This window comes from Flavobacterium arabinosi, assembly GCF_048158725.1.
Classification (GTDB): Bacteria; Bacteroidota; Bacteroidia; order Flavobacteriales; family Flavobacteriaceae; genus Flavobacterium; species Flavobacterium arabinosi.
Genome location: NZ_JBLNKX010000004.1, coordinates 139,466 through 153,725 on the forward strand (window position 1 = coordinate 139,466; position 14,260 = coordinate 153,725).

Annotated in this window: 11 protein-coding genes and 1 tRNA gene; 7 read left to right on the forward strand and 5 right to left on the reverse strand. The window is 33.8% G+C overall.

Going from position 1 to position 14,260, the window contains the following annotated elements:
• Window positions 1-85: 85 nt before the first annotated feature.
• Both ACM55K_RS09835 and ACM55K_RS09840 read right to left on the reverse strand, forming a co-directional pair.
• A complete protein-coding gene (locus ACM55K_RS09835; protein ID WP_416850063.1) occupies window positions 86-805 on the reverse strand; it encodes a DUF4290 domain-containing protein in 720 nt (239 codons plus the stop codon).
• Between the two features lie 82 nt (window positions 806-887).
• Window positions 888-1,184: a DUF493 family protein gene (locus tag ACM55K_RS09840; protein ID WP_416850064.1), complete on the reverse strand. Its 297-nt coding sequence runs from the start codon at window positions 1,182-1,184 to the stop codon at window positions 888-890.
• 148 nt (window positions 1,185-1,332) lie between these two features.
• Between ACM55K_RS09840 and ACM55K_RS09845 the strand changes: the two genes are divergently transcribed.
• From ACM55K_RS09845 to ACM55K_RS09865, 5 genes are all read left to right on the forward strand, one after another.
• Window positions 1,333-1,872, forward strand: a complete 540-nt coding sequence (locus ACM55K_RS09845) for an AAA family ATPase (RefSeq protein ID WP_416850065.1) — start codon at window positions 1,333-1,335, stop codon at window positions 1,870-1,872.
• 83 nt (window positions 1,873-1,955) lie between these two features.
• The gene (locus ACM55K_RS09850) at window positions 1,956-3,851 is read left to right on the forward strand and encodes a RecQ family ATP-dependent DNA helicase (protein ID WP_416850066.1); all 1,896 of its coding nucleotides are present in this window, start codon (window positions 1,956-1,958) and stop codon (window positions 3,849-3,851) included.
• Window positions 3,851-4,798: a methionyl-tRNA formyltransferase gene (gene fmt, locus ACM55K_RS09855; protein WP_416850067.1), complete on the forward strand. Its 948-nt coding sequence runs from the start codon at window positions 3,851-3,853 to the stop codon at window positions 4,796-4,798. The genes ACM55K_RS09850 and fmt overlap by 1 nt, the downstream gene beginning before the upstream one ends.
• 179 nt (window positions 4,799-4,977) lie before the next feature.
• A complete protein-coding gene (locus ACM55K_RS09860) occupies window positions 4,978-5,250 on the forward strand; it encodes an HU family DNA-binding protein (protein ID WP_035667751.1) in 273 nt (90 codons plus the stop codon).
• 117 nt (window positions 5,251-5,367) lie between these two features.
• The gene (locus ACM55K_RS09865; protein ID WP_416850068.1) at window positions 5,368-5,928 is read left to right on the forward strand and encodes a YqgE/AlgH family protein; all 561 of its coding nucleotides are present in this window, start codon (window positions 5,368-5,370) and stop codon (window positions 5,926-5,928) included.
• On the opposite strand, the gene ACM55K_RS09870 is transcribed toward ACM55K_RS09865, so the two are convergent.
• Together ACM55K_RS09870 and ACM55K_RS09875 are read right to left on the reverse strand one after the other, a co-directional pair.
• Window positions 5,925-6,764: an aminotransferase class IV gene (locus ACM55K_RS09870; RefSeq protein ID WP_416850069.1), complete on the reverse strand. Its 840-nt coding sequence runs from the start codon at window positions 6,762-6,764 to the stop codon at window positions 5,925-5,927. The two genes, ACM55K_RS09865 and ACM55K_RS09870, sit on opposite strands and share 4 nt — an antisense overlap.
• Window positions 6,765-6,819: 55 nt before the next feature.
• Window positions 6,820-7,212 (reverse strand): START-like domain-containing protein, encoded by a 393-nt coding sequence (locus ACM55K_RS09875; RefSeq protein ID WP_143387973.1) that lies wholly within the window; start codon window positions 7,210-7,212, stop codon window positions 6,820-6,822.
• 155 nt (window positions 7,213-7,367) lie between these two features.
• Between ACM55K_RS09875 and ACM55K_RS09880 the strand changes: the two genes are divergently transcribed.
• A tRNA-Met gene (locus ACM55K_RS09880) sits at window positions 7,368-7,444 on the forward strand.
• Between the two features lie 102 nt (window positions 7,445-7,546).
• On the opposite strand, the gene ACM55K_RS09885 is transcribed toward ACM55K_RS09880, so the two are convergent.
• Window positions 7,547-7,747, reverse strand: a complete 201-nt coding sequence (locus tag ACM55K_RS09885) for a hypothetical protein (RefSeq protein WP_416850070.1) — start codon at window positions 7,745-7,747, stop codon at window positions 7,547-7,549.
• A 709-nt stretch (window positions 7,748-8,456) separates the two neighbouring features.
• Between ACM55K_RS09885 and ACM55K_RS09890 the strand changes: the two genes are divergently transcribed.
• Window positions 8,457-14,102 carry a LamG-like jellyroll fold domain-containing protein gene (locus ACM55K_RS09890; RefSeq protein ID WP_416850071.1) on the forward strand — a complete coding sequence of 1,882 codons (5,646 nt, stop codon included), beginning with the start codon at window positions 8,457-8,459 and terminating at the stop codon, window positions 14,100-14,102.
• Window positions 14,103-14,260: the final 158 nt, after the last annotated feature.

Sequence of the window (14,260 nt, forward strand, 5' to 3'; positions counted from 1 at the left end):
CTGAGGTTTTAGGTTACAAAGGCTATGAAGTTTTACCGATTTATTAAAAGCAGTACTTCAAAATCTAAACAACTTATTACCTATTTTATTTTGGATTATTGTTTTTTACGAAAGGTTTTGGTTTACCCGTTTTTAAATTCTTATTACTTAGAATTTTTGGTTGTCCAACAGGAGTGATTTTATTGGAAACTCGTTTATTAGTTCGCAATAAATCGGTAGTATTTAAAAGTTCTTCTGTACTTTGAAGCAAATTTAGTTTACCATCCGATAATTCATACAAGTGTTCGAAAATAACATCATCCTTTACGGTATCTTTATTCCAACTCAAATAGGATTTTTTCATGTGATTGGCAATTACTTTTACCAATGCATTTTTCATTTCGCCATCTTCCCATTTATTGGCGACATCAATCATATATTTTATGTTGTTACCATAATACCTGTATTTGGGGAAATTTTGCGGGTATTTTAAAACATCCGGTTTTAATTGCAAGACTTCTCGAGATGGAATTGGGTATGGCGAATCGGCCACTAATTTAAAATCAGACATAATAAAAATCTGATCCCATAATTTATGTTGAAAATCAGGAACATCTCGTAAGTGAGGATTCAAACTCCCCATCACCTGAATAATATATTTTGCCGCTTTGTTGCGCTCCACATCATCTTCAATCTTTGTAGCCTGATCAATCAATTTTTGCAAATGACGACCGTATTCCGGAATAATTAAATGGGATCGCTCCGCATTATATTCCAAATGATGAACAGTGTCGTTCGCGTTTTCTTTTATATATTTTGAATTCATATTCGAATGTATATTTTTTGATCTTATATGCCACATTCCGAAGATTTAAATCATTCGAAATGTATCAAAAATTTATTTTATATTACAGGGAAATAATACCTTTAATTGTAGAAACTTCTAAGTATTTATCTACTATTTCTTGTGAATCTTTTACGGTAACGTCAACAGATATACTTGTGAATTTACCCGTTTTGGATTTTGTCGTTTTTATAACCGCTCCCATACAGTCAAAAGCCAGTTCAACACGCTCCACATTATCATTTTCTGTTGGTACAATAAACTTAAATAAGTACTCTGCTGGCCATGTATTACTCATATCCAGCTCTACTTTTAATCTTTCGTAAAATTCCGCAGTCTCTTTTTCTTTATCGTTATCCATTTTCAATTTAAAAATAAGAGCAAATATACGGTTTCAAATGTAAATTTTGAATATTTGAAATATGATTTTTTGCCAAATTATATTTTTACGGCAATCATTTTTTCAAATTCCAATAAGTTTGAGTAATTTCGCGCCTTATTTGTAAAAAGTGCAGAAAGAAATCATAGTTATCATTGGCGGTCCCGGAACTGGAAAAAGTACAATCATAGACGGATTGGTAGCTAATGGATATTGCTGTTACCCTGAAATTTCCAGACAAGTAACTTTAGAAGCTCAAAAACAAGGTATTGAACAATTGTTCCTGACAAATCCTTTACTGTTTAGTGAATTACTTCTGGAAGGCAGAAAAAAGCAGTTTCAAAGCGCACTTGAAGAACCTCATAAAATTGTATTCATTGATCGTGGTATTCCAGATGTTGTTGCCTATATGCATTACATTGGAGACAGTTATCCTACTTTTTTTGATTTGGCTTGCCAAGAATACAAATATACTAAAATTTTCATTCTTCCGCCTTGGGAGGAGATCTATACTAGTGATACTGAACGATATGAAAACTTTGAACAAGCCAAAGATATCAATAGTCATCTTGTTACAACTTACAACAAATATGGTTACGAACTTATAGAAGTGCCTAAAGATAGTGTTGATAACAGAATTCTTTTTATCTTAGATAAAATTTCTAAATAGTTTAAGCATTACAAATTGGGATTTACGATTTTTTCATCAAGTATAAATTAAAATCTAATCCCGAAGCTTTGGGAACGAAATCTATGCCAGAAGCACTACAAATTCTCCAAAAATATTGGAAGCATGGCAAATTTAGATCACTACAAAACGAAATTATAAATTCTGTTTTAAGTGGTGAAGATACTTTTGCGATAATGCCTACCGGTGGCGGAAAATCCATCTGTTTTCAAGTTCCCGCAATGATGCAGGAAGGAATTTGTTTAGTAATTTCTCCATTAGTGGCATTGATGAAAGATCAAGTCGCTAATTTACAAAAACGAAATATTAAAGCGATTGCTTTGACTGGCGGAATAAAATCGGATGAAATGATTGACCTGTTGGACAACTGCCAATTTGGAAATTACAAATTCCTATATTTATCTCCGGAACGATTACAATCGGATTGGATTCTGGAAAGAATAAAAAACCTTCCCATAAATTTAATTACTATTGACGAAGCACATTGCGTTTCACAATGGGGACACGATTTCAGGCCTGCTTATTTGAAGATTTCAGGATTAAAAAAGCATTTTCCAAAAATCCCTTTCTTGGCTTTGACCGCAAGCGCAACTCCAAAAGTTAAAGAAAGCATCATCACTGATTTAGGATTGCACCATCCGAAAATTTTCGAGAAATCATTTGCAAGGGAAAATATTGCGTACATGGTTTTTGAAGTCGAAGATAAACTTTTTAGAATCGAACAAATTCTAAAGAAAAACCCTCAGTCCTCTATAATATATGTGAGAAATAGGAAATCTTGTTTGGATATTTCGGCACAATTACAATCTTTAGGATTCAAAGCAACGTATTATCACGGCGGACTTGCGTCCAAAGAAAAAGATAAAAACATGCAGTCTTGGATGAATGAAGAAGTGCAGGTTATTGTTGCTACCAATGCGTTTGGAATGGGAATTGATAAAGCCAATGTAAAAACAGTCATCCATATTCAGCTTCCGGAAAATTTAGAAAATTATTATCAGGAAGCTGGAAGAGCCGGAAGAAATGGCGAGAAAGCCTATGCCGTACTATTAACCAGTCCATCGGATATTCTTCAAACCGAAAATCAGTTTATCAATGTTCTTCCTGATAAAAAGTTTTTAAATCTAATGTATATCAAACTCTGTAATTATTTCCAGATTGCTTACGGAGAAGGAATCGACGAGCAATTTACGTTCAATTTACATCATTTTTGTCTAAAGTATGAGTTTCCAACATTGAAAACCTACAATGCCATGCAGTTTCTGGACAGACAAGGAATTATTAGTTTGTCCCAAGAGTTTTCTGAAAAAATTACGCTGCAATTTCTTATTCCTTCCAAAGAAGTAATCCGTTATATGAGTTTAAATCCTAATGACGAAGAAATTATTTTGGCAATATTGCGAACCTATCCTGGAATTTATGAGATCCAAACCGCTTTCAACTTAGAATTGATTGCAAAAAAGTCACATCAAGGTACAAATGAAATACAGGCAGTTTTAAATAAATTAAAGGAAAAAGATATTATTGAGTATCATTCGAAAAATAATGATGCTACATTAATTTTTAATGAAATTCGCGAAGATGAAAGAACAATAAATAGAGTTTCTAAATACTTAGAAAATCAAAACGACTTAAAAAAAGAACAACTCAAGTCTGTTATTTATTATATAAGTGAGAAAAGAAATTGTAAAAGCAAATTGATTTTAGATTATTTTGGCGAAAAGACAAACGTTGATTGTGGTATTTGTTCCTATTGTATCACTAAAAAAAATAAGAAAAGGGATGTGACTTCGCTTTCAAAAGAGATTGTTGCTTTATTACAATCAGACGATTTGAATTCTAGAGACATCCAAAATAAAACTAAAAATAGCCCAGACGACGTTATCTTTGTGCTACAACATTTATTAGAAAACAATATTATACTTGTAAAACCAAACAATAAATACACTTTAAAATCATAATGGAAAAATTACGAATTATTTTTATGGGAACCCCAGAATTTGCTGTTGGGATTTTGGACACTATAATCAAAAATAACTATGAGATTGTTGGCGTTATTACAGCAGCTGATAAACCTGCTGGCCGTGGACAAAAACTAAAATATTCGGCGGTAAAAGAATATGCGCTAGCCAATAATCTTACTTTATTACAACCTATAAACCTAAAAGACGAAGCTTTTTTATCGGAATTAAAATCCTTGAATGCTAATTTACAAATTGTAGTTGCTTTCAGAATGTTACCAAAAGTAGTTTGGGAAATGCCTTCGTTGGGAACCTTCAATCTTCATGCTTCGCTTCTACCTAATTATCGCGGAGCGGCACCAATAAATTGGGCAATCATAAATGGAGAAACGAAAACGGGTGTGACTACTTTCTTTATAGATGACAAGATTGATACCGGAGCCATGATTTTAAGTGCCGAAACACCAATCTCAGCAACTGAAAATGCAGGACAATTACATGATCGATTAATGGATTTAGGAAGTAAGACCGTTATTGAAACTTTGGAAATGATTGAAAAAGGAAATGTAACGACCATTATTCAAAAAGATGATGCTGATATTAAAACGGCATATAAGCTAAATAAAGAGAATTGCAAAATAGATTGGACAAAATCAGCTTCAGAAATAAATAACTTGATTCGAGGTTTGAGTCCTTATCCAGCTGCTTGGTGTTTCTTTGGAGACAAAAATGAAGAGTGGAATGTGAAAATATATGAAGCAAAAATCATCTCAGAACATCACAATTATCCTATTGGTAGTTTGATTTGTAACAAGAAAGAGATGAAAATTCCTGTAAAAAATGGATTAATCCAAGTACTTAGTTTACAGTTTCCGGGAAAAAAGAGAATAAACACTATAGAATTGTTAAATGGCATGTCTTTTTCTGAAAATGCGAAAGTCTATTAACATCAGTAAAAACAAGGGGTTTGATACTTTTAACAAGAAATAAGCCTTGTTTTATGAACAAAAAAAATAAGTTATTAACAAAACAAACTAAAATAACACAAAACGCTTGCAAGGAACGGATTTCCTACTAAATTTGTGTATTGACAATTTTTTTAACCAACAATTAATAACTATTTATTATGAACAAATCAGAATTAATCGATGCTATCGCTGCAGATGCAGGAATTACAAAAGCTGCAGCTAAATTAGCTTTAGAGTCATTTTTAGGAAATGTAGGCGGTACTTTGAAAAAAGGAGGAAGAGTATCTTTAGTAGGTTTCGGATCTTGGTCAGTATCTGCTAGAGCAGCTAGAGACGGTAGAAATCCTCAAACAGGAAATACTATCCAAATCGCAGCTAAAAACGTTGTGAAATTTAAAGCTGGAGCAGAATTAGAAGGAGCGGTAAACTAATCATAAGTTTTCCATTATAATAAAACCTTCCACATGGAAGGTTTTTTTATGCATTTAAACGACTTTGTTTGGTATTATCAATAATTATTCCTTAATTTTAATAAAAAAACTAGCGTCATGATTTCAGAAAAATTAAAAAAAGGACATCTTCTTATAGCGGAGCCTTCTATATTTGGAGATTTATCATTTAGCAGATCCGTAATATTATTAGCAGACCACAACAAGGAAGGTTCTGTTGGTTTTATTATAAATAAACCTTTGAAATATACCATCCACGACTTGATCCCTGATATTGATGCAAGATTCAAAATCTACAATGGTGGACCGGTAGAACAAGATAATCTTTATTTTATCCATGACATCCCCGAATTAATTCCTAATAGTGTAGAAATTTCAAATGGCATCTATTGGGGTGGCGATTTCGAATCTACAAAAGAACTTATCAATACCGGAAAAATAAGTAAAAAAAACATTCGTTTTTTTCTAGGATACACCGGTTGGGAAGAAGACCAACTGGAAACAGAAATGGAATGTAATTCGTGGATTATCACTGAAAATAATTATGAAAATAAAATCATAGGAAAATCAGCAGCTCATTTCTGGAAAGAACAAATTATGGAATTAGGAGGAGAATATCTTATCTGGTCTAATGCTCCAGAAAATCCTTATTTAAATTAAACAACACGTACCGCTTCGTTCAATTTTTCAACTAATTCATTTGCCAATTTAGTTGTAAACTCCTTTTTACGATATTTTGTAATAGGCTGTATACCTTTTATAACATTCGTAATAAACAATTCATCTGCTTTTTGAAGATCAAATGGAGAAATTACTTCTTCCACTACCTCTAAATTTGCTATTTTTTTTGCCAACCCTAAAATTTGTTTTCTCATAACACCATTCAAACACCCTTCAGAAACAGGTGGCGTAATGAGTTTATTACCCAGTAGCATAAAAATGTTTCCTTGCAAAGCTTCAATAACATTTTTACTGTCATTCAACAAAATGCAATTGTCTAATCCATTTTCATTTGCATAAATACTAGCGGTTATGTTTAAGATTTTATTAGTTGTTTTTATGGAAGACAGCAATTGTTTAGTCACATAAAAGTCTTTATACAAATCAACTTCATATTCTTTTTTGTTAATTGAATAGAACTTTTCTTCAAGTGCTATTGTATGAATTAAAAAAGAAATTGTATTATTTTGTGGTAAATAATAACCACCGTCATTTCTATAAATGGTAATTCTGGCTCGCGCCGAATCAGCTAAAGAATTATTTTTAACGAGAGAAAGTATTTGTTCTTCAAAATATTCCATGGTAAAATTCATTGGAATCTCCATTCGAACCACTCGCATAGAAGACATTAATCTAAAATAATGATCTTCTAAAAAAAGAATTTTATTATTTATTATTTTAACCGTTTCGAAAACAGCATCACCATACAAAAAAGCGCGGTTCTGTGTCAATATATTAGCGTCTTGAGACACTATAGTTCCATTAAAATTAATCATAAAAAAAGCCCTAAATTTTGTTTAGGGCAAATATAAGTCATAAAATATGATTTTACTATACAGACCCTATGAGATGTTTCAAATCTGAAATTTGATTTTCCCATAGTTGTGTTGCTTCATCTACTTCATTTTTATCAGCAAAATCAATAACCATTAAAGAAACATCCTTGGTAAGTTCATCAACTAAAATATGCAATTCAAAAAAGTACTCTGTGTCTTTACTGTTTTCATCAACCCATTTGAATTTAACTTTTTCACCCGACTTCTTAGAGGCAAGCCTAGCTTTTTCTTCGGAGTCATTCCAAATAAAAGTAAAGAACTCTCCACGAGAATTTACATTATCAGCAAACCATTCTGACAGACCAGAAGGAGTCGATATATATTGATATAATAATTGAGGCGAGGAATTTATGGGGAACTCGATTTCGTAACGTACTTTTTGGTCCATGAGCTACATTTAATTTTTGCGAAATATATAGAATATAACTCCGAAAAAAAAGCATTTTTAAAAATATTTTTTTTTCTTAAAAATATACTTGCAAGCTGTAATATTATTTTTATATTTGCACCCGCATTCAGGGATGGTTTTCCACCTTCAATCATGGCGAGATAGCTCAGTCGGTTAGAGCGCAGGATTCATAACCCTGAGGTCCCGAGTTCAAATCTCGGTCTCGCTACCAAAGCAAAAACCCTAACATCAATCTGTTAGGGTTTTTTTATGTTTAAAATTTAGTATATTCCTCAGACCCCAACCCTTAGGAGTGACGAAAAAGAGTGACGTATTAAGCTCCAAAGATTGAAATTTTTAGTACTCCCTCTTCTGTTTTTGTCAAAATAGTTGGGTCAATATAATATCTTTCGAGTATCTCATGGGTTGAATGTGATGATAAAACACCCGTGTCTTTGTTCATTACTGCATGGACCAAAGATATATAAGTCTTTCTTAAATCCTTAAAATTTACTTTTTTATCAATATCCACCATATTTTATAATGAGTAAATCCTTTTTACAAGTCATTCACCATAGTTTTTGACAATATTTTTCTCTCTGGAAATAGTATAAAATCATTCGTTTGTTCCTTATCATCGTAACTGGTAATGTAAAACTCTTAAAGACAAGGAAAAAAGTAATCAAAGAAGACCATTAGTAGTTTGATAGACTATTTTTTGGGGTATTTAAATAAAACAAGTCTAATTGCATAAAGAATTCGTTTCCAAAATATATACAAGAAATTGACAAACCAAGTCAAAAATTCGTTTTGGAATTAAATTGAGGCAATCTACATAAAGCCTTTCAATATTTTTCTTTCCTTATTATTAGTTAACAAAGCCCTATAAAATTCCCATTATTAATAGCACTTTTAATACTGTTTCTTAGAGAATTCATCAACCTAATCAAGTCATTTATCTTAAAATAAAAAATATTTTTATATATAATTTTACGTACAAAATTTTATTTTTAACGTCGTTAATCGTTTTTTTTTAGCTTTTAATCGACTACAGAAAACAAAAACCATAAATTTAAATTCTCATTAAGCATGATTTTTAATCTGAATTCATTTAAAACAAAAAATACATGTGCCATAATTAATTTAAACAGGAGAAAATCATGAAGAAAATTACTTTAATAAACATAAAACTAATTCTCACATTTTGTTTGCTTCTTATTACAATTTTTGGATATTCACAGACAATGCAAACCTTTAATATATCTGGAACTTTTACTGTTCCAGCAGGAGTCACGAGCTTAACAGTTGAAGCCTGGGGAGGAGGTGGTGCTGGTGGGGGCGCAACCGGAAATCCATCAGCAGGTGGTGGAGGTGCTGGCGGTGGCTATGTCAAAAACACATCTCTTACTGTAATTCCAGGCACCACATATACCGTTACTGTTGGAGCTGGTGGCATAGGGGCAACAGGGACAGGTGGTGCAGGAAATCCATCTTGGTTTGGATCAACGGCTACTTTATTAGCTGTTGGTGGGAACGGTGGGAATGGCGCAACTGCAGGTCTTTCAACCACTAGCGGTGCAACTGCATCAACAAGTGGTAACATTGGTTTCTCTTCTAGTTTTAATTATTATGGTGGAGCCGGAGGAACCGGTGTAGCATTAGGAGTATCAAGTGGCGGAGGAGGCGGAAGTGCAGGAACAACTTCAAATGGGAATAGTGGTCTTGTCATGCTTGGAGGTGCTGCTGTTACTGGAGGTGGTGCAGGGGCAACAGGCTTAAATATCACTAGTGACGGAGATTCAAGTACTGCTTTAGGCGGGGCTGGAGCTGGGGCTAGAACTGGAACCGGTGCAGATAAATCAGGCGGAAATGGCTATAAAGGTCAAGTAATTATCTCATGGACCTGTCCTACTTATAGTTTAACGGCAACTCTATCGCCAGCTTCAATCTGTCCAGGCAACACATCTATCGTAACACTAACGTCTTCATTATCAATACTAACAGTAGGGACTTATACTGTTACTTATAATTTATCTACCCCCAATACTGCAACAGGAAATACCGCAATTATGAATGTAACAAGTGCTGGCTCAGGAACTTTTACCACAAGCGCATTATCAAATTCAGGCACAACAAATATAATAATTACAAATCTTACAAGTGGTGGAACTTCTCCTAATAATTGTAGTTCACTCATCAGTCTAAACAATATTGCAAGCATAACCATAACCGCTACCCCTACTATTACGAGTACGACACCTGGTTTTACAATTGGCTCTGGAACAGTTAATTTGGCTGCAACTGCTTCTGCAGGGACGATTTACTGGTACACAACCGCTACAGGCGGAATTACTTTAGGAACAGGTACAAATATGACCACACCCATTATTACAACAACTACAACCTATTATGTTGAAGCGGTTAATGCATCTTGTATTTCTGCCGCAAGAACCGCAATAGTTGCAACGGTAAATTCTCCAGAAATAAATATTCTGGGAAACGCCACTTCAATTATTGATGGTGATGCGAGCCCAAGCATCATAGATTGGACAGAATTTGGATCAATGGAGACCAGTACGGGAATCATCACAAAAGCATACACTATTCAAAATACTGGTACTTCAGCCTTATCCATAGGAGCCATAACTATTTCTGGAACTAACGCTGCCGATTTCACCGTTACCACTAGTCCGAGTGCTTCAATTGCTGCTGGAGTCAGCTCTACATTTTCTGTTAGTTTTAATCCTAATACCTTAGGTTTAAAAACTGCCGTAATTTCAATCATAAATAACGACTCTAATGAAAATCCTTATGATTTTTCTATTCAAGGTACGGGAATTCAAACCTTTTTTGATAGCGACGGAGATGGTGTATATGACAATTTTGATATAGATGATGATAATGATGGCATTCTAGATGCTACTGAGGAAGTTAATTGTAATAGCTCAAATGGCCATAAAGTAGATTACAAGTTTTTAAATGAAACCTTTGGGACAGGAGGAAAAACTTCAAGCTTTACAGCAGCCTATAATGCAACAACAACCTATTGTTATGAAGACGGAATTGCAGGCACTAATACGACAGCATGCCCTAGTCAATCAACCTGGATACTGGACGATGGTGAATACACGGTAGTCTCTAAAATAACAGGAACAGTAGCTAGCGACCCTGAAAATATTCATGGTGATTTAGCTTGGTATAACGGAGAAGATCATACTACAGGAGATACCAATGGAAGAATGGCTGTTTTTAATGCCAGTTTTACTCCCGGAACATTCTATGAAACAACTATTACCGGGGTTTTGTCAAATTTACCGATAACCTACAGTTTTTGGGTATTAAACATAATGGCCGCCTCTACTTTTCCAAACTCAATTTTACCCAATGTAACAGTAGAGTTTTATGATTTATCAAACAATCTTCTTACAACTTTCAACACAGGAAACATTGGAAGATGTTCCGGAAGCTCAACAGACAATACCTGCACTCAAGGAGTTTGGAAACAATTTACTACTAGTGTCAACTTAGGAAATGTGAATGCTTTTACCATTCGTTTCAAAAACAATGCTCCTGGTGGTGGCGGTAATGACCTTGCATTGGATGATATCCTAATTTCACAAACTTTATGTGATTTAGACAATGATGGCGTTGCTGACATGTTTGATCTGGATGCCGATAATGACGGAATTGAAGATGTTATAGAAGCAGGCTTAGGAAACTTGAGTAACGCCAAAGGAAAAATAGATGTGACTTGGGTAGATATCAACGGAAACGGACTTCTGGATAGTGCTGAGTCGACAGCCGTACTAGCCGCACTAGACTCTGATGGTGATGGAATCCCAAATTATATAGATTTAGATAGCGACAACGATAGTCTTTTTGACGTGGACGAATCTGGGGCAGGAAATACAAATGCTGTTTCTGGATATGAAAATGGTGACGGAGACATTAATGGAGATGGAACAGGAGACGGTCCGGAATCAGAAACATTTAGAAGTAAAGACATTAATGGAGATGGAATAATAGAAGGTTTTGGTGACGGAATATTAGACATTTATGACTATGGTACTGGAGCTACGAACCAATACGGAAATTTAGGACAAGGTATTGCAACTGCAAATCCTGCTACTACTTATCTAAAAGACACGGATGGAGATGGAATCCCCGATTATCTTGATGTAAAATCTAATGGAATTACATTTGATATTGCCAATACTTTATTAATCTATGACTATAAAACTTTAGACACCAATAATAATGGCGTTATTGATGGCACAACCGATATTGATAAAGATGGAATTCTGGATACTTTTGACACCAACACGGCTCTGTTTGGTTCTCCTAGAGATTTACACACCAAATTATTTCTAGACTTTGACGGTAGAAACGATTATGGCCAAAGTACGGCAATTCTTGGGGGATTAGCCAATGCATCTTTAATGGCATGGATTGATTTAAATGCCGCTTTTTCTACTGATGGAGTTATTGCAGGACAAAATAATTTTCAAATCCGAATTACTGCCGCTAAGAAATTGGAAGCAGTTGTAAACGGTACAACAGTAACTTACAATACAGCTTTAAATGTATCCCAATGGTATCATGTTGGGGTAATTTACGACGGAGCAAATATAAAGTTATATTTAAACGGTGCTTTGGTGGCAACTCAAGCTAAAACCGGAAGCATATCAGCTGATGTAACATTACTTACTTTAGGAAAAGACCCTAGTTCAAATACAAAATATTTTAAAGGAAAAATTGATGAAGTTCGGGTGTTTAATATGGCTTTAACTGAATCCCACTTTCAAAGAATGGTGTATCAAGAAATCCAAGATACCGGTTCAGAAATTAGAGGTACAATTGTTCCTAAAAATATCACCACATCACCTACTTCTTTGCCTTTTACTAATTTGCTTCGTTATTATAGAATGGACAACTACATAAATGACATTATTGATGACTTAACAACAACAGCTATTGATGTTACCGGAACAAAAATATATAACCATAAACATATATATGTGCAACAGGCCCCTATGCCTTTTTTAACGGAACGTAACGGAAGTTTTGCTACTGCTGTAAACAGTCCTACAAAAGAAATTAGAGGGAATGATATTATGGATCAGGATTGGTCTATCGTAAAAGTACAACATGATATTACTGAAACGGCTAATAATATTGATTTGGGAATGCTGGTAGATTCTGGAAAAAAAATTGTGATGAATAATGATACCAAAATACAAAATGATTGGTATTTAAAACTAGATGGAAAACTAGATTTAGTGGGAATGTCACAGTTAGTGCAAACTATGGAGAGCGACTTAGATATTACAAGCTCTGGATCAATAGAAAGAGACCAACAAGGTCAATCCAACAAATACAATTATAACTATTGGAGTTCTCCAGTAAGTCCTATAAACACTGCTACCAACAATACTAATTATACTGTTGGTGGAGTAATGAAAGATGGTACTACAACAGTTCCTCAAAATATTAACTGGATTGGTGGCTACGATGGAGTGCCCACAACCCCTATTAGTTTACCTCGTTACTGGCTTTATAAATTTGATAATTATGTCAATACTTATGCTAATTGGGTTCAAATATTAGAGACAAATCCACTACGTGTAGGCCAAGGATTTACATTAAAAGGAAGTGGAGCGATATCAGGAACTCAAAATTATACTTTTGTTGGAAAACCAAATAACGGTACAATTTTAACAAATACTATAGGTGATAATCAATTATTGTTAGCAGGTAATCCCTATCCATCAGCATTAGATGCTAATGCTTTTATAACTGATAATATAAGTTCTTTAGAAACTTTCTCAAGCCCTTCTACAGATGGCACTTTATATTTTTGGGAACATTATGCTACTAATAACACACACGTTTTACGTGATTATCAAGGGGGATATGCTGTACGAAATTTAACTGGAGGATTAGCCCCTTCATCTGCAGGTGTAGATTTCATCAGCAAATCAGGAACTCCGTCAAGAGGAATCCCTAACCGATATATTCCGGTAGGACAAGGTTTTTTTATAATTGGAAAAATAGGTTCTAGTGGCATTGTTACTTTTAGAAATAGCCAAAGAGCTTTTCATAAAGAAAATGACGCTTTAAATTCGAATATAATGTATAAAACTAAAAGCGATAAAGAAACAATCTGGAATAATAACAATAATGACCCTGTAATAAAAGATACTTATAAAAGAATTCGTTTAGGTTTCAATTCCCATAATGATTATCACAGACAGGTGTTGTTAGGATTCATGGATGAAAAAGCAACTCGCGAAATGGATTACGGTTATGATGGTTTTAATCTCGATGACTTTCCAAATGACATGTACTTATTGAACGGTGAAAATCAATTAGTAATAGAAGGAGAAGGATTTTTTGATGCGAGTGCCTCCTATCCTATTGGTGTAAAAACAGATGCCGAAGGAAATGTAAAGTTCTTAATTGATGAATTAGAAAACTTCGACTCAGCACAAGCAATTTACATCTACGATGATTTGACAGGGATGTATCATGATATTCGCAATAAAACATTCGAAGTGATTCTGCCACAAGGTATAAACAACAACCGTTTTTCATTACGATTTACTAATAAAACATTAAGCATTGATGACAAAATCATCAATGATAATGCCATTAAAATTACTCATTTACAAAATGGAAATAGTCTTATAATCAACAATAATGTATTGGACACAACCGTTAAAAAAGTTACTTTATTCAATATAAATGGCCAATCGATAGACACTTGGAAAATTGATAATCAAGACCAACAAAACATTCACTTACTTATTAAAAAAGTAAATTCCGGGGTATATATTGTAAAACTTCAAACCACAAAAGGAGATTTTAGTAAAAAAATAATTATCCCTTAATGATAAGATAAAATAAATTTAAGAGGTAGAAACTGTCTGAAAAGACAGTTTTTTTTATGTCTAAATTGACCTTAAATGAACAAAAAACTAAAACATTTAAAGTTAATTTTCTTAAAACGAGTAGTTTGTCGGATGATAAAATCCTTTCATCGAAAAAA

Excerpts from the sequence above, each read along its gene's own strand:
- ACM55K_RS09890 (WP_416850071.1), top strand. The coding sequence starts at position 8,457 with ATGCAAACCTTTAATATATCTGGAACTTTTACTGTTCCAGCAGGAGTC.
- ACM55K_RS09835 (WP_416850063.1), bottom strand. The coding sequence starts at position 805 with ATGAATTCAAAATATATAAAAGAAAACGCGAACGACACTGTTCATCAT.
- ACM55K_RS09870 (WP_416850069.1), bottom strand. The coding sequence starts at position 6,764 with ATGATTAATTTTAATGGAACTATAGTGTCTCAAGACGCTAATATATTG.
- ACM55K_RS09840 (WP_416850064.1), bottom strand. The coding sequence starts at position 1,184 with ATGGATAACGATAAAGAAAAAGAGACTGCGGAATTTTACGAAAGATTA.
- ACM55K_RS09865 (WP_416850068.1), top strand. The coding sequence starts at position 5,368 with ATGATTTCAGAAAAATTAAAAAAAGGACATCTTCTTATAGCGGAGCCT.
- ACM55K_RS09885 (WP_416850070.1), bottom strand. The coding sequence starts at position 7,747 with ATGGTGGATATTGATAAAAAAGTAAATTTTAAGGATTTAAGAAAGACT.
- fmt (WP_416850067.1), top strand. The coding sequence starts at position 3,851 with ATGGAAAAATTACGAATTATTTTTATGGGAACCCCAGAATTTGCTGTT.
- ACM55K_RS09860 (WP_035667751.1), top strand. The coding sequence starts at position 4,978 with ATGAACAAATCAGAATTAATCGATGCTATCGCTGCAGATGCAGGAATT.
- ACM55K_RS09875 (WP_143387973.1), bottom strand. The coding sequence starts at position 7,212 with ATGGACCAAAAAGTACGTTACGAAATCGAGTTCCCCATAAATTCCTCG.
- ACM55K_RS09850 (WP_416850066.1), top strand. The coding sequence starts at position 1,956 with ATGCCAGAAGCACTACAAATTCTCCAAAAATATTGGAAGCATGGCAAA.